At 47.4% G+C, this 20,345-nt stretch carries 16 protein-coding genes; all 16 read right to left on the bottom strand.

Annotated features, from left to right (window positions below; translation table 11 throughout):
* Window positions 1–19 precede the first annotated feature (19 nt).
* The 16 genes from ABIE27_RS13010 to ABIE27_RS12935 all read right to left on the bottom strand — a co-directional run bounded on the left by ABIE27_RS13010 (window position 20) and on the right by ABIE27_RS12935 (window position 20,317).
* The gene (locus tag ABIE27_RS13010) at window positions 20–382 is read right to left on the bottom strand and encodes an Asp23/Gls24 family envelope stress response protein (protein ID WP_123063597.1); all 363 of its coding nucleotides are present in this window, start codon (window positions 380–382) and stop codon (window positions 20–22) included.
* Between the two features lie 214 nt (window positions 383–596).
* The gene (locus ABIE27_RS13005; protein WP_429350658.1) at window positions 597–2,708 is read right to left on the bottom strand and encodes a S9 family peptidase; all 2,112 of its coding nucleotides are present in this window, start codon (window positions 2,706–2,708) and stop codon (window positions 597–599) included.
* A gap of 18 nt (window positions 2,709–2,726) precedes the next feature.
* Window positions 2,727–3,659 (bottom strand): ABC transporter permease, encoded by a 933-nt coding sequence (locus ABIE27_RS13000; RefSeq protein ID WP_123063599.1) that lies wholly within the window; start codon window positions 3,657–3,659, stop codon window positions 2,727–2,729.
* A 15-nt stretch (window positions 3,660–3,674) separates the two neighbouring features.
* A complete protein-coding gene (locus ABIE27_RS12995) occupies window positions 3,675–4,592 on the bottom strand; it encodes an ABC transporter permease (RefSeq protein WP_123063600.1) in 918 nt (305 codons plus the stop codon).
* A gap of 105 nt (window positions 4,593–4,697) precedes the next feature.
* Window positions 4,698–6,269 (bottom strand): ABC transporter substrate-binding protein, encoded by a 1,572-nt coding sequence (locus tag ABIE27_RS12990; protein WP_123063601.1) that lies wholly within the window; start codon window positions 6,267–6,269, stop codon window positions 4,698–4,700.
* Window positions 6,266–7,477 (bottom strand): M20 metallopeptidase family protein, encoded by a 1,212-nt coding sequence (locus ABIE27_RS12985; protein ID WP_123063602.1) that lies wholly within the window; start codon window positions 7,475–7,477, stop codon window positions 6,266–6,268. The genes ABIE27_RS12990 and ABIE27_RS12985 overlap by 4 nt, the downstream gene beginning before the upstream one ends.
* On the bottom strand, window positions 7,474–8,226 hold the full coding sequence (locus ABIE27_RS12980; protein ID WP_123063603.1) for a FadR/GntR family transcriptional regulator: 753 nt from the start codon (window positions 8,224–8,226) through the stop codon (window positions 7,474–7,476). Before ABIE27_RS12980 ends, ABIE27_RS12985 begins: the two co-directional genes overlap by 4 nt.
* A 266-nt stretch (window positions 8,227–8,492) precedes the next feature.
* Window positions 8,493–9,206, bottom strand: coding sequence for a glycosyltransferase (locus ABIE27_RS12975; RefSeq protein WP_429350657.1), 714 nt, complete (start codon window positions 9,204–9,206; stop codon window positions 8,493–8,495).
* A 226-nt stretch (window positions 9,207–9,432) separates the two neighbouring features.
* The gene (locus tag ABIE27_RS12970) at window positions 9,433–10,518 is read right to left on the bottom strand and encodes a Gfo/Idh/MocA family protein (RefSeq protein WP_123063798.1); all 1,086 of its coding nucleotides are present in this window, start codon (window positions 10,516–10,518) and stop codon (window positions 9,433–9,435) included.
* A gap of 12 nt (window positions 10,519–10,530) precedes the next feature.
* A complete protein-coding gene (locus tag ABIE27_RS12965; protein ID WP_240036713.1) occupies window positions 10,531–11,454 on the bottom strand; it encodes an AraC family transcriptional regulator in 924 nt (307 codons plus the stop codon).
* A 296-nt stretch (window positions 11,455–11,750) separates the two neighbouring features.
* Window positions 11,751–12,755: a Gfo/Idh/MocA family protein gene (locus tag ABIE27_RS12960; protein ID WP_429350656.1), complete on the bottom strand. Its 1,005-nt coding sequence runs from the start codon at window positions 12,753–12,755 to the stop codon at window positions 11,751–11,753.
* 259 nt (window positions 12,756–13,014) lie between these two features.
* Complete coding sequence (locus tag ABIE27_RS12955; protein WP_429350655.1) at window positions 13,015–15,819, bottom strand: alpha-mannosidase; 2,805 nt, start codon at window positions 15,817–15,819, stop codon at window positions 13,015–13,017.
* A 12-nt stretch (window positions 15,820–15,831) separates the two neighbouring features.
* A complete protein-coding gene (locus tag ABIE27_RS12950) occupies window positions 15,832–16,656 on the bottom strand; it encodes a carbohydrate ABC transporter permease (RefSeq protein WP_123063799.1) in 825 nt (274 codons plus the stop codon).
* Between the two features lie 27 nt (window positions 16,657–16,683).
* Window positions 16,684–17,550 (bottom strand): carbohydrate ABC transporter permease, encoded by an 867-nt coding sequence (locus ABIE27_RS12945; RefSeq protein WP_090924060.1) that lies wholly within the window; start codon window positions 17,548–17,550, stop codon window positions 16,684–16,686.
* Between the two features lie 65 nt (window positions 17,551–17,615).
* On the bottom strand, window positions 17,616–18,995 hold the full coding sequence (locus ABIE27_RS12940) for an extracellular solute-binding protein (RefSeq protein WP_123063609.1): 1,380 nt from the start codon (window positions 18,993–18,995) through the stop codon (window positions 17,616–17,618).
* A 20-nt stretch (window positions 18,996–19,015) separates the two neighbouring features.
* On the bottom strand, window positions 19,016–20,317 hold the full coding sequence (locus ABIE27_RS12935) for a glycoside hydrolase family 125 protein (protein ID WP_123063610.1): 1,302 nt from the start codon (window positions 20,315–20,317) through the stop codon (window positions 19,016–19,018).
* Between the last annotated feature and the right edge of the window lie 28 nt (window positions 20,318–20,345).

Below are 20,345 nucleotides of genomic sequence, written 5' to 3'. Positions count from 1 at the left end.
GAATCTTTAGTTTTATACGTTATGCTTTGGCGTAATTCGGTTCGGATGTAATGCCGTCTACAAAAACGTTCACCGCTTGAATGGATACCCCAGTAAGATGTTCAACCTGGTCAATGACCTTTTGCTGCAACTCTCTGCAAACCTCGTGTACTTTATTGCCGTAATGAACAATAATTTTCACGTTAATCTCCACGCTATTGTCTACTCTGCGAATGACAATGCCGTTCTGCTGGCTACGGCCACTCCATATTTTGCTGATACTTTCAACCAATCCAGCCGACATGGAAGAAATTTCACGGGTAGCCCCTGTTATTTTACCGACCATTTTGGAGATGACTTCATCGGATATTTGAATCTGACCTAACGTTTGTTGAATCATCATATGAATCGCCTCCGTTTTTTTTGATAGATAATACTATCATTTAATTAAAATATATATCATACAAGAGTCGAATTCAACTATTTCTGTATAAAACACAAAAAAACCGCATCCATTGCGGTTTTTTTGGCATGTCTATATTAGACTTTCATTCTATACAAAAGGTTTTCATGAAAGGCTAACCCTAAACCCCTAAGTTCATTCGCCATCTGATGAGTTACAAGTACTCGTTAAACCACGCATTGACCTGTTCGAAACTATCGACTCGAAGAGAAGGTCTGCCACTTTTGAGCAGTGAATGGTTGGAACCCGGGTAGCGGATCAGCTTGGTTGTTTTTCCATATCGCTTCAACGTCGTATACAATTCCTCCGCCTGAGCTATCGGCGTTCGGTAATCCTGTTCCCCGTGCATGATAAGCAACGGAGTCTCGATGTTGTGCGCATGAGCAAGCGGCGATCGAGACCAAAGATATGCAGCATTCTCCGCGGGATTCCCCCCAATCACACCCTCCACGTAAGAAATCCCGATATCACTTGTGCCATACATGGATAACCAGTTGGAGATACAGCGTTGTGTCACAGCTGCTTTGAATCGGTTCGAGTGAGCGACAATCCAGTTGGTCATGACCCCGCCATAACTACCGCCGGCAACACCTAATCGAGATACATCCAGTATTGTATTCGTCGCCAGTGCATGATCGACAGCTTCCATCAAATCCCGATAATCTCCGCCAGCGAAGTCTCCACGACAAGCTCTGGCAAACTCCTGTCCATAACCTATGCTGCCTCGAGGATTAACCCATAATACAGCATACCCTTCTGCGAGAAGTGTCTGCATCTCATGACTGAATGTTCCGGTATACATCGCGTGAGGTCCACCATGAATCTGTAAAATCAAAGGCAACTTACGATCAGATTGCAGTTCATCTTCAATCTGAATTCCGGACGATGGCGCCTTTGCCCCCCTAATTTCAGCTGAATTCGCATCTTTCGTTAAAGCAGGTATGGCTAGCCAGCCTTGAATCCGCAAACCGTCCGATGAGGTGAATTCCACTCTTGCCGGTACGTTAACCATCCGTTGCGCCATAAATTCATCATTACGATGAGTGAGTCTAGCCATTTTACCGCTTCTCATGCCCACGGTGTACAGCTCTCCTGGATGCTTATCCGTGAGTGCAGCTACAACCAAAGTCTCTTCATCCGCAGAGATCGTATACTGATAAACGTCTATTTCTCCTGCATTTGTGATCATTTCGCAGTTTCCATCGGACTGAATTCGGTATACATCAACATTTCCGTGATGTGTACCTAGTACATATACTCCCGGTTGAGAAGATGAACGACTAATGAGTGGTGAAGGCGAAGCACTTGCTGACTTCATGTCTCCCAATGCAGCATTGCCGATGTGCATATCTAGCTCAGGTGCGAATAGCCTGGGTATCCCCCGTTTCACGGGAAGTGTAAACAGTTGATGATGACTTCCACTTCCATATTTACGATCACTTGCAATCAGAATCAGTTGTTTTCCATCGGCTGTAAAAGAAAATTGGGCGATCTGGAGACTGGAGTCCGTAACCTTGAAAGGTTCTTCAACTTCTCCTGAGCCCGCTTCAACGCTTACCATATACACGTCCGTATAATGAAGCAGATCCGGATCTGATCCCGCTTCTTGTACCTGTTTGGAAATAAAGGCAAGATTCAGGCTGTCCGGTGACCAGACGGGGCTAGTGATGCTCCATAACCCGGACGTCATCTGTTTGATAAGTCCACTCTTGATCTCGTAAAGAAACAAATGGCTGTACTGACCATCCCACCAACCCGATCCTTCGGCTTTCGGCGTAGTGCGCTCGTAAACTTTTCCGCGCAATACTCCTTCTGGTTGCCGCGCTGATTCATCTTTAGCCCCTTCCGCCGATTTATCGGTCGGTGATTGAGCTGAACTCATCTGAACTTTACTTGTAAACGCAATATACTTCCCGTCGGGAGACCAGACGTAATTCATGATTTTACGTTCAGGAGATATGAGCATGGACGGTTCTGTACCTTCCGTATGAACAGACCAAAGTCCTTTTCCAGCCTGAGTAGATCGAATAAACGTCAACTTACTGCCGTCTGGTGACCATGCTGGAGAGGAATCTTTCGTTCCATCCGTCAACGCCACATCTTCTGTCCCATCCAGCGAAATTCCCCGAATTTGTGTATTATATTCGTTCTTCGCCCGATCTATCGTCTGTTCAACGTAGGCTACTTGTCCATTTGCACTGATCACCGGCTGACTGATCCAGCGGTAGTGACAGAGATCCTCCGGCGTAATCTGGCTTTTTTTCATATCCATAACTCCCTTCCGTTATGATTTCTGAGCTGACTCTGTGCGAGGATCAAGCACATCCCGCAACCAATCGCCGAGGAAAATAACACCCAGCACAGTAAACGTAATGGCTAGTCCCGGGAACGTCGCAACCCACCAGCTCGTGGCTACATACTGTCGTCCGTCACTTAACATGCCGCCCCACGATACATCCGGTGGTTTTATTCCAAGTCCAAGGAAACTCAGCGACGCTTCCATGATGATCGTTGTGCCTACATTCATACCGCAGATGACAATAAACGATGACAATATGTTAGGCAAAATATGTTTGATAATCAGCCGTCCATTTTTGGCACCAATCGATCTGGCAGCAAATACAAAATCCCGCTCTTTCATACTAAGCACTTCACTACGAACTACACGGGTGAAAGGCACCCAATTGGTTACACCGATAACAAAGATCAATGTGGTCATACCTGGACCCACAATTGCCATCACCACTAGCATGAACAGGATCGTTGGTATCGCCATGAAAGCATCGCCCACACGCATAATAATGGCATCCAGCCACTTTCCATAGAATCCGGATATCAGACCCAGAACAGCTCCGATCAAACCGGAAACAATGACTGCACCCATACCTACAATTAAAGACACCCGTGCACCATAGACAATACGGCTCCACATATCTCTGCCCAGATTGTCGGTTCCCAGCCAGTATTCGGCCGTTCCCCCTTCAAGCCATGCAGGTGGTTTAAGACGATTCAACGGATTGACCGCTGACGGGTCATGACTCGTTAGCAGAGGTGCGGCTATTGCAATCAGGACAACAACCAATACAAGCACTGCACCGATGAATCCGGTCTTGCTGATGATTAGCTGTTGCCAGATGGATTGAATTCCGGCAATCGTACGCGAACTGTTATTGTCCGGTTCGGGAACCAGAACGTTTTTTTCATCGTTGTCTCTCATAGATCGCACCTCCTTCTAGTCATATTTGATACGTGGATCCAGCAGTCTGTAAGACACGTCCGTGAGAATATTAACAACCACTACAATGAATGCAATTACAAACACGGCTGCTTGCACAATCGCCATATCATGTGTATTTACGGCCACAACTAGCAGTTGACCCAAGCCTGGCCAGGAAAATACGGTTTCTGTAATCAAAGTACCTCCAATCAGACTGGTAAACTGTAGACTCATAATAGTCACAACCGGAATTAAACCGTTACGGAACGCGTGCTTCGCGATCACTGTCATTCGTCCCAGTCCTTTACTGCGTGCCGTGCGAATGTAATCTTGATTCAGAATCTCCAGCATGCTGGATCGGATTAGCCGTGTCATCTGTGCAGCAAGTCCCACGCCCAAAGTAAAAGCGGGTAGAATCAGATGGGATACACCTCCGCGACCCGAAACCGGCAAAACGCCCAGCACAACGGAGAATAGCAGAATCAGCATAATGCCCATCCAGAAGTTTGGCATCGCCTTGCCAATCACCGAAATACCTGAAATGAGAAGATCGGTAAATGTATTTCTTTTCACTGCCGAGATCACTCCCAGCGGGACAGCCATCAATACTGCAAATAACATGGCAGCCGCGGCAAGTTCAAAGCTTGCAGGCAATCGCTCTAACACAAGCTCAAGTGCAGGCTGCCCGTAACGGAAGGATTGACCGAAATCTCCCTGAATGGCATTGCCGAGAAACTTCATATACTGCGTGTATAAAGGCTGATCGAGGCCCAGTGCCTGCGTCAACACAGCCCTGTCCTCAGCTGTAGCGGTCTCAGGTAACATCAGAGCCACAGGATCACCTGTGACCCGAACCAGAATAAAAACAATTAATGAGACAATAAACAGCACCGGAATGACCTGCAGTAAAGATTTGAATACGTATTTTCCCACTCCCGGCTCACCTCCTCTTTCCAAAAAAGAACGGCAGGAACTTGTTCATCCAGTCCCTGCCGTTCACGACTTACTGATGCAATGACAGGTGGTATGAGCCTGATTTTACTTTGCAGCAGGTGTAATCTCGTCCGCATAGAACATCTCATCACTGCGCGGTGCAAAGTTCACTTTGTCATTGGTTCCATACACGCCTTCCATCTGATACAAATATACGGCCGGGCGCTCTTCTGCAAAAATCTGTTGCACTTGCTGATATTCTTTCTCACGAGACTCAGGATTCATGTTTACAAGTGCAGATTGCAGCAACTTCTCCACTTCCGGATTGTTGTAGTCCGATTCCCCTTTGGCTTCTTCCAGCATATAACGGTTATAGTTGTTGGAAGCGTCAAACAGGGAGTTCCCGATACCGATCATGAAAATTTCTTTAAACGATTTGGAGCTATAGCGCTCGCTGAATGCACTCGGCTCAAGTACGTCCAGATTGATTTTGAATCCGGCCTGATCCAGCATGGCTGCAACAACTTCAGCTTGTTCCTTGTACTGAGAAGAAACGGAGATGGTCATCTCAGCTGTGCCTTCAGCGTAGCCTGCCTCTTTCAGCAGCTGCTTTGCTTTTTCCAAATCATACAATGATGTTTTATACAGTGACGGGTCAGCCCCAAAGTTTCCAGGTGTTACGGATGTACGTGTAACGATTCCTGCTCCCCCGGCAATGCTGTCTACAATCCCTTGTTTGTCAATCGCCAGATCAATGGCTTCACGCACTTTTGGATCAGCTGTAATGCTGCCTTCCGTTTGACGGAAGATCAGTTGGAGAACACGCTGAATAGGTGCTTTCACAATTTTTTTGTCTGCTTCGCCTTCAATACGCGCAATATCTGTTGATGGGATGGATGACGCAACGTCAACTCCGCCGGCTAGCAATTCGGAGACACGCGTGGAAGCTTCTGGGATCACTCGGAACACCACTTCATTCCACTTCGGCTCACCGCCGAAATAGTTTTCATTTTTCACAAGCTCAATCCGGTCGTCTTTGGTCCATTTGCTGAACTTGTATGCGCCAGTACCCACCGGCTCTTTCAGGAACGTGTCCATGCCCTTGTCAGCGATATATTTGGAAGGCAGGATGCCAGCGCCCATTTTGGACAAACGATTGAGCAGCAACGGATCCGGTCCGTCCGTAATGATATCTACCGTATGCTCATCTACTGCTTTGACTTCAACAATGTTTTTGAAATAGCTATTTTGCTTCAGCGTATTATCTTTCGCGACTCTCTCCAGGGTGTACTTCACATCAGCGGACGTGAACGGGTCGCCATTGTGGAACGTTACTCCTTCACGCAGCTTGAATCTCCACGTTGTATCGTTCACTTGCTCCCATGAAGTTGCGAGCGCAGGAACTTTTTTCTGCTCACTGTCGTTTTTAATCAAATAATCAAATACGTTTACAAGTACAGCCTCACTCGCGGTATTGTTATTGTTGTGTGGATCAAAGCTTTCAATATCCGTTGCCGCCGCAATCGTTAACGTGCTACTGGCAGCTGCACTTTCGCTACCGTTTCCTTCAGAGGTTGCATTGTTCGTCGTACCTTTACTGCCTCCGCCACAAGCACTTAACACCATCACGATTGCCAGCAAAGTCATCCACAAACCTGTCCATTGTCTCTTTTTCATTGTGTTTCTTCCCCCTTGGAAGTTGTATTCCTTGCCAAAAATTCAAGTGCAATTGCTGACAACAGGCCGACGCCATAAGGCATGACCGTTTCGTCAAGATCAAATCTCGGATGATGAAGCGGATATCGTGTACGCTCCTCTTCATTTCCCGATCCTAACCGGAAAAACACACCAGGCACATGTTCGCAATAAAAAGCAAAGTCTTCCCCGCCTGTCGACGGTTTGATGTAACTCCATCCCTTCTGCGCATTCACCTCTTCACAGACATCTGTGAGCAGATCAACCATGCCAAGGTCATTTACAACGACCGGATAACCGTCACCGTAGGTGACTTCACATTCCGCTCCGAATGAACCGCAGACACCGTTAACGACTTGCTTGATCAGAGATGGCATCCGTTCACGCACTGCAGGAGATAATGTGCGGACCGTGCCAATCATCTCGACTTCGGGTGCTATAGCGGTACCCATATAACCTCCGGTGATTTTACCAATCGTGACCACTACAGGTTCAAGCGGGTCAACCATACGGCTGGCGATATTCTGTAGCGCAGTAATCACCTGAGCGGATACGGCAATCGCATCAATGCCTTCATGCGGACGAGCCGCGTGACCTCCCTGACCAACAATCTTGATGACAAGCGGATCAGCCGAAGCAAAAGCAACTCCCTGGCTCACACCCACTGTCCCCGTATCTTGACCGGGCGTCATATGCAAGCCAGCAATGGCATCTACCTTTGGATTCTCCAGCACTCCGTCCTGAATCATGGACCTTGCACCAGCAAGTCCTTCTTCCGCGGGTTGAAAGATGAACTTAATGTTGCCGGACTTGGGTCTGCCAAGCCCTGTGAGCAGTTCAGCAGCCCCCATCAGAATGGATGTATGTGCATCATGACCACAGAGATGCGCCTTGCCTTTCACCGTCGAGCGATACTCCACTGATTTTTGATCCTCAATCGGCAAAGCGTCCATATCCGCTCGAAGTGCAAAGGTAGGACCATCTGTTTCTCCGCGTAGCAGGCCGGTTACACCGGTCTTCCCAACATGACGAGTAACCTCTAGTCCAAGGCTCTCCAGATGCTCGGCTACAATGGCAGAGGTGCGATGCTCCTCATAACCAATCTCCGGATGGCGATGTAAGTCTCTGCGCCAGGCACTCATCTTCTCTTGCAGCGGCTGAGCCAGCTGTATTAGTTCAGATTGTTTCATTGGATCTCATTCCTTTCATGTTCCTCGGATTCCGACACCAAGCGGGCATAGATGGCATCAGCCGAGAATTCGATGTGCCTTTTCATCGTATCTCGTGACCTCACGCTGTCTCTTGACTTCAGTGCTTCAAGAATCTCCATATGTACTCCGTAGTTTACGGAACGAATTCGGTCATCGTAAGGCATCAGATCGAGCGCCGGGTTAATCTTCGTTCGAATTTGTCTGACGGCTGTTTCACAGTATGGATTTCGTGATGCTTTGGCTATGGTCAGATGGAATTTCACATCCAGTGCCCTGAACCATTCCCGTGTACAATCCGGCTCGATACTTTGCTCCATATAGTTATAAAGCTGTTCCAGTTCGCCTGCGGTGATCCGCTCAGCAGCCAGAAAAGCCGCCTCGGGCTCAATAATTGTCCGGTATTCAAACACCTTGAGCATCTGAGCCCAGCCTCGTTTGATCTCTTCTCTCGTCCGTTTATGCGAATTGGTCGTAAGAGGCAGGACAAAAGTTCCACCTTTGGCTCCAACTCTTTTTTCAATCAGTCCTTTATCTTCCAGTGCGGAGAGCGCTTCACGAACCGTAATGCGGCTTACATCGAACATCTCGGCTAAATCCCGTTCAGCGGGAAGCTGCTCCTCACTCATCAACTCTTTTAAAATAATGGCTTCTTCCAGCTGTTCCCGAATAAATTCACTAACCTTTTTAGTCGATACTTTTTCGAAATGAAAGGAGAATGGATTAGACATCTGAGCACTCCGATCTGTATATGGTCTAGACCTTATACCATTAATATAATTCCGACTAAACTGATATGCAATACTTTTTTGATAAAATCCAACAATTATTTTAATCCTCGGCACAGGTCACTTCTTTCCTCATCGAATTAAACTCGACCTGTAAAGAAAAAAAGACGCTCTGCATCGGTCAGAACCTCTCTGGATCAAGTGCATGTTATATTTTTTTTTTGAATGACGACCCAACTCTCCGCTTTAAAATGCGGTGTCTCCCTTTTCTATAACTCTTGGTTTGCAAAAGGTTTGAATTTCCTGGTTACAGCCAGACGTTCGCTTCCTTCAAGGTAGAACTGATCCTCTGCTCTCCACGTATGACTTGCCTTGTTCTGCCTGCGCAGATACACATAGTTGTAAGGTGATGTTGCATACGTTTTGTACCCTCTCTTCCTGCATTGCCTTAGAAACGTAACATCTTCCCCAACCGAACGATCCGTGAATCGAACCCTCTTTAACACTTTTTTTCTGAATAACAGGGTGCCACCCTGGATGAATTCCACAGGTTTATTACTCTCGCCCGGTGACCTCATCAGCAATGTTCGGGAAGCTTCCAGATAAACCAGACAGGAGTGTTTACCCACAATATCACTGCCGGTTTGCCTGAGCGCACGTACCTGTTCTTCCAGATAATAAGGAGAGTAGTAGTCGTCATCATCCATTTTCGCAACGAGTGAAAAACGGGTTCTAGTGATGCCTGCATTTAGACACTGTCCTAGTGAGATGCGTTCGGGTACCTGGTGTACGTGGACATTCGCGTATTTTTGTACCTTTTTGCGAACCTCACGCATGTTCATGCTGTCGAGATTCAGAATGATTATCAACTCCTTGACCTTGTAACGCTGGCGAAAATAATTATGCAGGATGTTATCCAAAAATTGTGGACGATTAGTGCAAACAACGATGGAAACTCCCAGAGGTGTACGATATCTAGACACAACATCCCCCTCTTTCAGCTTATTTCCTGTCATCCTATGTGTTTGATTCATACCCGGTATGGACGGCTCCCTCTATTGTGTAAAAATAACAAAAAAACCTCTGCCCGGATAAACGGGCAAAGGTTTAAGAAATCTGATTATTTTAGCATTACTCATTATCATTACTTATTGGCTAAAAAGAAAACATTGCATCACAAAAACAGAACAATCTATTCAAGCTTCTCCGTTAATTATCGAAGTAAACTGCTTTGCCCGTATGTGCCGACTCGTAAATAGCTTCCAAAATCTGCGATACCACCAGCGCCTGTTTCGGTGTTACCACCGGCTCCAAATCTTTGTCGATCGCTTCAATCCATTTGCGCATCTCCACATCTGGTGCATTTTCAGACTGTCCTTCATAGAAGTCTACACCGCCAGAGCTGAGTTCAATTTCATTGGTATACAGACGGCTGAACTTCTCGCCATTGATACGCAGTCCGTTTTTCATGTCAGCGCCTGCCTCGGTGCCACTCAGACTGCATTTAGCTTCGTCCACATCAAGCGAGTTCAGCGCCCAGCTGGATTCCAGCATGATCGTTGCCCCGTTTTGCATGACAATCATACCAAAGGCTGAATCCTCCACCGAGAACTTCTGTGGGTCCCACGGCCCCCAGGCATTCGCTGCATTTTCTCTTTGGGAGAGCTCATGATGCGTGGTGCCAAGTACCACTTTGGGCTGATAATTGTCCATCATCCATAAGGTTAGATCCAGTGCGTGTGTTCCAATGTCAATCAGCGGTCCGCCGCCTTGTTTCTCTTCATCCAGAAACACACCCCAAGTCGGTACGGCTCTTCTTCGAATCGCATGGGCTTTGGCAAAATAAATCGAGCCTAGCTCGCCCGCTTCGCACAGTTGCTTTAAATACATGCTATCCTGACGGAATCGGTTGTTGTAACCGATCGTCAATTTTTTACCTGTGCGTTCCGCTGCTTCCAACATAAGCTGAGCTTCAGCTGCAGTCTTGGCCATCGGTTTTTCACACATGACATGTTTGCCAGCCTCCAGCGCCGCAATTGAAATCTCCGCGTGGGAAATGTTAGGGGTAAGGACATGTACAATATCGAGTGACTCATCCTTCAGCAGTTCCTGATAATCCGTGTATATCTCAGCATCGCCAGAACCATATTGTTTCTTCGCCTCTGCGGCACGTTCCTCCTCAATGTCACAGAAAGCAACCAGTTCAACGTTTTCCAGCTTACTCAGACTTGGCAGATGTTTGCCATTTGCGATCCCGCCACAGCCAATAATTCCAATACGATACACTTTACTCATCATAAGTCACCCTCACTTTAGTATTGGTTGTTTCATTTTGCGAAAAGCTGATGGGGTCATCCCGAGGCGTTTTCGAAACACAGCATGTAAATAGTTGGCGTTGTTAAAGCCAGAGCCAACCGCAATCTGCTCAATGGACACGTTGCTTTCCTGTAAATTGCGACACACCGCACGCAGGCGAATATCCTCCAGCACACGGCTGAACGGCATATCAGGCTGTACCTGATAAAAAATGCGCTGCAACTGGCGGCTGCTGATGTGAAGCTTCTCGGCGACATGCTCCAGCGTCACGACAGAAGCATGATTAGCTTCCAAGTACTGTACGGCATATTCATATCGATACACTGTCATATCCCTTACAGGGGCTTCAGCTCGAATTCCGCCAGTATCGTAAGCGCGAACCGTTTTTAATAAAATGCTAATTACCAGCTGCTTAATCGAGGTATAATATCCGACCATCTTGTGGTCACATGCTTCATATGCTTCGAGAAAACAGAGCATCGCACGGTGATAATCCTGAACCGGGGTATGCGGAAGTGTTTTTAGTTTTTCAATGGTCTCTTCCGATTCCGCCACTTCCCATGGATCGACATGCTCTCGTGGTTTATGCACGATATCCACATGAAGACACAGCTCATCCATGTCCTGCTCGGCATCGGCTTCCTGATAATGAACAACCCCAGGTCCGGTCAGATACAACAGCCCTTCCGATAGTGCATGGGACTGATCATCAATAACAACCTTGCCTTTGCCTCTAGGGATCAGATGAAACTCATACTCCGCATGGTTATGAAAATCAACAATCCGCCCCGCTGGAAACGTCGTTAGATGAAATCGCAGCACACGAATCTCGTAATGCCCCCATACCACGGTAATATCAAGCCGCTCCAGGAGATCCTGCCGATCAAGCATTTTCTCATACGGATACAGACTCAAGATGCCTTCCTCCTTAACGCCTTACAGGAAGAATTTATATAAGTTGAACTAACAAATTTTACACAGTCCACTCCGATGACAGGATAACCTTCCAATCGCTGTTATCCCCAGATTTTTTTGATTCCCTTTTATAAAGGGAAAAATCCGGTGATAAAGGCGAAGCGTATGCTTCCGATGCTAGCTTTCTTTCAGAAAGCTTTTTGCTTCGCTTTTTCAGGTTTTTCCTGTCCTCTCCGTTAACGTGTAAATAAACAGTTCAACTTATATAATCCAATCTATCCTGTATGGCCGGATATCTAATTTTGCAACTCGGTCAGCGCAATTCGTCTACCTTCCTTCGCTGAGCGGTTAGCCGCTTCCATCAACCGGGTCAATTCCAGCGCCATGTTGATGTTTTCGCTGTCCTCGGTATCATTTTGAATGTGACCTACCCATTGATTGAATGCGCTTTCTACATTTTCTGCAACAGGAAGTTCGGTCCAATCCGTATACTGTCCTTCTGCTGCTTTCGTACGGATCAACAGTGTGGACTCAGGTGTTCCATACAACAACGTGCCCTCTGTACCATGGACTTCAATGGTAAACGGCGAGTGACTGTTCACAAATCCCGCTTCCACTACCCCGATAGCTCCTGACGATGTAGAGAGTGTTGCCACTGCATTATCCTCAACTTCTTTACCTGTAATATAACCAAAGTTTGCGCTCACATCGGTAATTTCCTGATTGAGAAACAATCGCGTTAAATACATCGGGTGACAGCCCAGATCAATCAGTGCTCCGCCCTGGCAGTCATGCAGATTATAGAAATGTTGCGGCAGCCAGTCTGTGATGGCTCCATCATGCGATAATCGTGCCCTCACGTATGTAACTTGACCGATTAATCCACGCTCAAGCACGTCTTGAATGGTGAGCGTATATCCAGCATATAAGCGCGGAAGAGAAACGGTCATTTTAACTCCGTTGGCCTGAACCTCTCTCAGAATAACATTAGACTCCGCTTGTGTAGCGGCAATGACTTTTTCGGTAAAAATATGTTTACCCGCTTTGGCAGCAGCCGTAACCACCTCTTCATGGAGACGTGTAGGCGCATCCACAATTACCGCATCAATGTCGTCTTGTGCCAGCATATCCGCAAGCGATTCATAAAAGGGCACGTTCAAGCGGTCAGCGGCTTCCTGCCCACGCTTCGGGTCTTCGTCCCACACAGCGGCGATCACTGTATCCTCATGTTCCTGCGCTTGCTTGATGTAGTCCCATGCATGTACATGCCACAAACTGATTTTTCCAATTCGAATGGTCACGGATGTCTTCCCCCCATAGTATATAATATTCTGACAATGTATCTATAAGGTATCACATGATTTATTTATTTTTAATCGAAACTCACGACAATTATTATATAAAATTACGACATATAATACTGCTGAAATATCGAAGTTGCACTTACCCCTCATTCTCCCAAAACATGAAAAAGCCGCTTACAGGCGGCTTCTCCTCTAACGTTTAATACTTTAAACTCCAAACTCGAAACTTCAGCTGACTCTATTCATTAATTCTGTATCACACAAGCTCGTAACCTTGTGTAACAATTTTATATCCCGCTACCGTCCGATGATTATTTTCAAGCGCACCCTTCACCCGCTCTAGCACATCACTCTCATAAGTGAAAGCACACTCGAAGCCAGTCTGTACATGCAACTCAGCCGGATCAGCACTCAAGTTGAACCAACGTGCAATCACATCTCCTGTTTCTTCTGCAATCTTTAATGTGGAAAACGCCAACGTTGAATTCTCGGCTTGCCAGTCCAGCCACTGTTTGCTCAGTGGTAATTTCAGTTGGCCATCATTCATTCCATTTACAGGCTGCGCTTCTTTTTCATACGTATAAGCCAGTGCCCCGAGCTGCACCGTCGTCCACGGGATAGGATACGTGTATGCACTTGCACAAGCACCTGATTTTGCTGCATCGCCTGCAAATGGAATAATAGCATACTCCACCGACTGAGGTCCCAAACATTGAGCCTCCGGTGTCTCGAATACGCCCCAATCTCCCAGTTCGGATGAAGCTCGGAGCAGCGTAACCGCAATTGCACTTCCTGCAGTTTCCTGCAAAATCTCATATTCATTGAGCCCTTTGTTCGCGATCATCAGCCCAGCGCTCCCATCCGTCACATGAACAAATGTTTGCTGATGCTGTGCATTACTCGGATTCACCCACTCCTTCGCCGGAATGTTTGGTCGTTTGGCGACTTCAAAGATGGAATCGGCATAATGATTGTCCGTGACCAGACCGGATGGGAAAAGCGCACGCAGACGATGATCCTTCGCCTGATTGTTAAATTCGGTCTTTACCTTAATCATGTCACTGCCTGCTTCCAGTGTATATGTTGTTGTGATCGTGAGAGGAACGGTATCCTGAACACGTTGAGCCTTACGCTCCGTGAAAGGAACCATGTAACGCTTCTCCCGTTCAAACAACTCATCTGCCCCGGCCGGAATGTTCCAACGCAGCACGCTTTCCATTACGGCACGATAAGGGGAATGCTCCACAAGACGTAGCTCCGCCTTGAGTTGTTTAGTGGATAACGCTTGCTCACCTTCAGGCTGACGGTACACATATTCGTTGCCGATATCCCCGGTATTTTCGTAGACGTTCAGTCCGTGATATTCTGTTCCCGAGCGTTTATCGAGCAGTGTGATCGTGCCATTCTGCCCCACACTCACTCGCAAATATTCATTTTCCATCATGTTCGCTTCGATCTCAACGTTAACTTCAACGCCAGCCGCCAATCTTTCTTCCTTTTCCCCGACTGGAACCAGACCATACGTCTGATAACCCAGTGCAGGAACATTCTTCGCCTGGAAAATCACCTTAACCTTACGTGCCATATATGGCTGACGGAAGCGATCTTTCGGAAGCTCGTAACCGAAATGAACACCCAGATCAAGGATTTCGGCTACGTATATATTGCCTTCTGCATCGATCACTTGATATGTCGGCAGCACGACTTCCTCCAATTTGCGCGCAAGAGCCTCGGGATTCGGACCTTCCGGGAAAAAGGATTTATCTACGATCAATTCTTTCTCTATGATACCGCTTCGCATCCACCCAGCCGTATTAAACACGGTGAACAACACCGCATCCTCGGCCCAAGCTTCGGCATTCTGTACCTCAATGCAATCCGCAATGGCTTGCGACGTCTGGGATACCAGCTTCTCGGCGAGTTGCCTGCTCTTGGCAAACCGGGTTACCATCTCCCGATGCACCTCATCTACACTACAGCCACAGATGCTGTCATGAGGATGATTCTGCATAAGCATCTTCCAGGCATGGGTAAGCAGATGATGCGGGTAATCTTTAACCCCGACTACATGGGCCATGGCCGCCAGGGGCTCTGCAACTTTTTCCAATAACGTCTGACCTTGCTGGTTTAACTGTTTCAGATACACGCGTGCAGAGGCCGTATTCACCAGTGTTCCCCATCCGTCCGTATGCTGACTGCGAAGTTCCCCTTCAATTGTTGCCAGATGATCGGGCACCTGCAGCGATACCGCCTCGACGTAGTCATCAAAGTTGGAGTGTACAAATTTCACTTCAGGGTACAGCTTCGAAGCGGTACGAAGTGCCTCAGGCAGATCCGTCTGAATAGGCTGATGATCGCATCCATTCATGAAAAGCAAATGGGGTGTTGATGCGAATTTCTCAGCATCCTGCAGATTTTTGTCCCAGTATACTCGTGCTTTCTCTGGGTCTACAGGTACTTCCATCCCGTTACAATACCAATTGGCAAACAGAATACCGAGCACTTCCGAACCGTCCGGGGAACGCCAGATCATCTCTGAGTAAGGAGATTCATAAGCTTCTGCATCTACAACAGCGTTGTTGAATCCGGTAGGTTTCACCCCGCGCCCAAAGATCGCATTCTGGATATCGGCCTGCTCTAAAATCTGCGGAGCTTGTCCCATATTGCCGAACGAATCCGGGAAATACCCGGTTTTGGAGATGATTCCAAAAGGTTTGGCGTCCCGATGCCCAATGAGCAGATTGCGCAGGTTAGCCTCACTACTCGTCAGAAACTCATCCTGGAGCACATACCATGGGCCAAATTGAATACGCCCCTCCCGAATGTAACGATCCAGCCGCTCTTGCTGGTCTGGCCGAACTTGTAAATAATCTTCCCGAATGATGGTCTGTCCGTCGAGATGAAAGTACCGATATTCCGGGTCCCGGTCGAGTGTATCCAGCAGCTTGTCCATCAGTTCAACCAGTAACACATGATGATGCTCGTATGGCATATACCATTCCCGATCCCAATGCGTGTGTGAGATCAGATGCGCTGTTTTTTGATTCGTCGTATTCGTCATATGTGTATCCTCCTATCCTTTTGTCGCTCCACCCATACTAAATCCTTTGGACATATAACGTTGGGAGAAAATATAGAGTACTACCGAAGGCATCGTGTATAACATCGAAAATGCGGCCAATCTGCCGTATTCCACCATGCCATGACTGCCGAAGAATTGGTAAATCGTGACCGATGCCGGGAGTTTCTCCGGGGTTTGAAGCAAAATGTAAGGTACAAAAAAGTTGCCCCAGCTGCCTGAAAAAGTAAAGATCGCGATGGTTGCGATGCCTGGCAGCATCAGCGGAGCAACAATGCTTCGCAAGCCTCTCCAGACCGATGCACCATCAATCCAAGCCGATTCTTCCAGATCGATCGGAACAGAATCCATGAAGTTTTTCATCATCCAGATGCCGTATGGAAGAGATGAAGCCGTCAGGAACAGCATCGTAGCAATGATGGAGTTCTGCATTTTGAAGAACAGAAACATCTGGAATACCGGCACCATCACAGCCGTAATCGGCAAAGCCGTCATAAACAGAATGGATAATAAAAAGCTTTTCTTAAACCGCATCTCGTAGCGTGACAACGGATAGGCCGCCAGCACAGACACAGCGACAACAAGTGCCGCCTGCCCTCCTGACAGAATCAGACCTACCCCGAACGAGCGCAGATTACTTTCATCCCCAAGTACATCCTTGAAATTTTGCAGTGTCCACGTTGCAGGCATCTTGATGCCTTGCTGTGCGTTCGGATCAAAGGATGCCAGAATAATCCAAAGCAACGGCAATAAAAAACATAGACCGAGGAAAACCAGAATACCGTACTGGATTTTGCGTTGAATACCGTGTTTGACCATCATAAGAACATGACACCTCCTTCATCGTTACACTTTTACTTTCATTGAACGGATGTAGAACAGGCTGGCGATAATGCCAATGAACAGTAACACAAGAGAAATGGCTGTACCGTATCCGAACTGGTAATTCACAAAAGCCTGGTTATACATAAATATAGGCAAAGTCTGCGTAGAGGTGCCCGGGCCACCGCCCGTCATCGTATAAATCAGGGTAAATACACCCAGTGTCTGCAAAGTAACCAGCATCATATTGGTAACGATGGAGCCTTTCACCATCGGAATGGTAATATGGCGAATGATCTGGAATCCGGTGGAACCGTCAATAATGGCTGCCTCTTCTACTTCCTTCGGAATATCATCCAGTGCAGACTGATAAACCATCATGGAAAAAGCCGTTCCGTGCCAGATATTGGCGATAATGACACTCACCATGGGAAAACTGAACAGCCATGAGATCGGACTTACGCCGAACCAGCCCAGAATTTGGTTTAATGAACCATTGTCACTGAAAAAGGCTACCATACAAAATGCCACGACAATCTCGGGCGTGACCCAGCCAGCAATTACGATTATGCCGATGATCCGGCGGAAAGTTACATTTTTTTCTTTCATCAGTAAGGCAAGAATAAATCCGAGCACGACCTGACCGATCACTGCCGAGAAGATCAGAAATACCAGCGTACGCCATACACTGATCCGAAAGTCAGGGTCCTGAAACATGTTAATAAAGTTTTGGAATCCTACGAATTCCAGGCTTTTGGCTGCAGCACCAGTCAATGCCATATTGGTGAAGGCAAAGCAGATTGTGAGCACAATCGGCACAATAAAAAACACCAATAACAGCGTTACGGAAGGCATCAGAAACAGAAATGAGCCCGGGGCTTTTCTTTTCATACGTCACTCTCCATTCGAACCGGAAAAAGGGGAGTTTTTCGCCCCCCCCTCCGAATCTATCGATGTTATTTTTCTTCGATATGCTCCGCTCCCACCGATCGGGAGACATTATCCTTGAACTGTTTGATGCCGTCTTCCGGTGTGAGTTTGCCGGAGGCAATGCTCTCCACAATGCTTTGCAATTGAGCGGATACTGCTGCATACTGATCATTGGCCGGACGGAAGTGAGCCACATTCAACAGCTCTTGTGCTTCCTTCGTGTAAGGGCGATTCGTGTATCCTTCCACTTCTGTTGAATCGTTGCGTGGACTGAGACTGCCCTCGGCAACGACACGCGCTGTTGCATTTTCTTTGTTCATCAGAAACTCAATAAACGTCCAGGCTGCTTCTTTATTCTTCGCCTGAGCAGGAACGGACCACGCCCAGCCTCCAGACATCGTTGTTGCACCTGGCTCCTGCCCATTCTGTGTCGGGAACGGAGCAAAACCGATTTTTTCTTCTACATTTGGAATCGGCGCAGCTCCATTTGCTGCCCACGTAGAACCTGCCCAGCTTCCATCGACTGCCATTGCCAGCTTGCCTTGAGGAAATTGCTGCTGGAACGCAATGCTTCCTGCTTGTCCGTTAAGTGCTACTTGCATAGATGGTCCTGTTTTGTCCTTGTTGAACACCTGATCAATAAACTTGAAGGAATCCAGCAATCCCGGACTGTTCACAACCCATTTCTTCGTTGCATCGTCGTAGAGCGTATCCGTTGTACCATATAACAGCATTTCCAGCGTCTGCATCGTTACGCCTTCACCGTTCGCTTTACCCACAATTAGATTCAGCGGCGTTACGCCAGGCAGCTTCTGCTTGATCGTCCGGGCAGCTTCAAGCACTTCATCCCAGCTTGCCGGTTTAAACGGAACAGTCAGTCCAGCCTGCTGGAACAGCTCTTTGTTATACCAAATGCCGCGTGTATCCGAAGTGGCTGGTATACCATATATTTTGCCGTCCTCGCCAGTTACACCGGCTTTCAGGTTATCGATAATTTTGCCGTTCCAATCCGCCCAGCCCTTCACCTGCTCGTCCAGAGACTCCAGATAACCTGCTGCCGCGTCCGATTTAATGATGGAGGTATCCTCGGCAATGACGTCAGGTGCAGTATCCGGCGATTTCATCTGTAGCACCATTTTGGAAGTGTAATCACCTTCACTAGCAAGCACAGGTGCTATGTTGATCTTGATATCGGGATGATCCTTCTCAAACTGCTCCACCAGTCCGGATTTGAAAAACTTCGTAAGGGTGTCCTCCGAACCAGAGGAACGGAACGATACGGTTACTTCTTTTTTTCCATCACTAGTCGTGCCTGTGGAAGAGCTACCACTTGAGCAGGCAGTGGTCAGAATAAGCAAAGAAGTCATAACAGCTGCCACTGGCAGTTTCATCGAAAATTTTCTCATGTCGGGGTCTCCTTTTTTTCCTATTTCTGTATGCGGAATCCGCAATAATCCATAACTAACTCGCTATATAACATGTTGGACCAGGAAAACCATGGACGGGTATACTCATGTGGATCATTTGCCGAGAAACCCTCATGTGTCAGACCTGTATCTGCATCCGTCCGCTGGATAAGCTGAAGCATGTTCATTTTTTCATTCAGATCCGCAGAAGTCAGTCCCTGCATCGATAAGGCGATATGCCATATATATCCTTCGGGTGTATGCGGACTACCAATTCCGGAAGCCGAAGAACCTTCATAAAAATAAGGGTTCTGTGCCGACAATATGAACTGGCGTGTGTTCTGGTAAATCTCGTCATCTTCCGTAACATATCCGAGATAGGGTAAAGATAAGAGACTTGGTACGTTGGCATCATCCATCAGATTGTGGTTGCCTTTCCCGTCCGTTTCATACGCATAGATTGTCCCGTATTCAGGATGCTCCACAATTCCATATTTCCGAATTCCTTCGTCAATCTGTTCCGCCAGCTTTCGAGCTGTCTCAGCCAGCACAGGTTCATCCAGTAACGCAAGTGCGATCTCCTCTACATATCGGAGAGCTACCACCGCGAACATGTTGGATGGAATCAGATATCCGTATTCACATCTGTCATCACTTGGGCGGAAACCCGACCAGGTCATGCCCGTATAGGCTGTCTCTGTGCCTTTTCCTTCTCTTCCGAGTGTATCCGTCTCGGGGGCGTCCAGACGCTGAAATGTATATGGAGAACGGGTCTCATGATGTTGCTCCACTTGCCATAGAGAGATGATCTCGTTGACGGCGTTACGGAATGTCGCATTAAACTGATCGGTTCGGCCTGTATTTTTCCACAGAAGATAACTGAGCTGAATTGGATACGCCAGTGAATCAATCTCGTACTTCCGCTCCCAGATCCAAGCATTCATATCTGTGAGATCCGATTGATGTCCATTGCCACTCTCTGTTTCGTTAAAAGCGTTTGCATAAGGGTCTAACAGAATGTATCTCAGTTGCCTTTCAACCAGCCCGGCAATCATATCCGACAGTTCCTGATCTTCGGTAGCAAGAATCAGATACGGTCTGACCTGAGCCGCAGAATCCCTGAGCCACATTGCGGGAATATCCCCGGTGATAACAAATGTCGTTCCATCGTCCTTACGCTGAATCGTCGTTGTTAATGTATTGGTAAAGCAGTTTTCAAACATCTCCACAAGCTTGGGATGGTCTGGCAAACCCGCCTTCACTTTGCCGATCATCTGCTGAATGGAAGGAGAAATGTTCTGATCTTTTCTCGTTGTGTGCATGAGTCCTCCTTAAACATCAAAAGTTTAA

It is taken from the genome of Paenibacillus sp. 4624 (assembly GCF_050435065.1).
Lineage (GTDB): Bacteria > Bacillota > Bacilli > Paenibacillales > Paenibacillaceae > Paenibacillus > Paenibacillus amylolyticus_D.
The sequence above is the reverse complement of the archived record's forward strand: the minus strand, read 5'-3'. Positions and strand labels throughout refer to the sequence as shown.

Bases quoted from the DNA above. Each gene is read 5' to 3' on its own strand.
- ABIE27_RS13010 (WP_123063597.1), bottom strand. From the start codon at position 382: ATGATGATTCAACAAACGTTAGGTCAGATTCAAATATCCGATGAAGTC.
- ABIE27_RS13005 (WP_429350658.1), bottom strand. From the start codon at position 2,708: ATGAAAAAAAGCCAGATTACGCCGGAGGATCTCTGTCACTACCGCTGG.
- ABIE27_RS13000 (WP_123063599.1), bottom strand. From the start codon at position 3,659: ATGAGAGACAACGATGAAAAAAACGTTCTGGTTCCCGAACCGGACAAT.
- ABIE27_RS12990 (WP_123063601.1), bottom strand. From the start codon at position 6,269: ATGAAAAAGAGACAATGGACAGGTTTGTGGATGACTTTGCTGGCAATC.
- ABIE27_RS12985 (WP_123063602.1), bottom strand. From the start codon at position 7,477: ATGAAACAATCTGAACTAATACAGCTGGCTCAGCCGCTGCAAGAGAAG.
- ABIE27_RS12980 (WP_123063603.1), bottom strand. From the start codon at position 8,226: ATGTCTAATCCATTCTCCTTTCATTTCGAAAAAGTATCGACTAAAAAG.
- ABIE27_RS12970 (WP_123063798.1), bottom strand. From the start codon at position 10,518: ATGAGTAAAGTGTATCGTATTGGAATTATTGGCTGTGGCGGGATCGCA.
- ABIE27_RS12955 (WP_429350655.1), bottom strand. From the start codon at position 15,819: ATGACGAATACGACGAATCAAAAAACAGCGCATCTGATCTCACACACG.
- ABIE27_RS12950 (WP_123063799.1), bottom strand. From the start codon at position 16,656: ATGGTCAAACACGGTATTCAACGCAAAATCCAGTACGGTATTCTGGTT.
- ABIE27_RS12945 (WP_090924060.1), bottom strand. From the start codon at position 17,550: ATGAAAAGAAAAGCCCCGGGCTCATTTCTGTTTCTGATGCCTTCCGTA.
- ABIE27_RS12940 (WP_123063609.1), bottom strand. From the start codon at position 18,995: ATGAGAAAATTTTCGATGAAACTGCCAGTGGCAGCTGTTATGACTTCT.
- ABIE27_RS12935 (WP_123063610.1), bottom strand. From the start codon at position 20,317: ATGCACACAACGAGAAAAGATCAGAACATTTCTCCTTCCATTCAGCAG.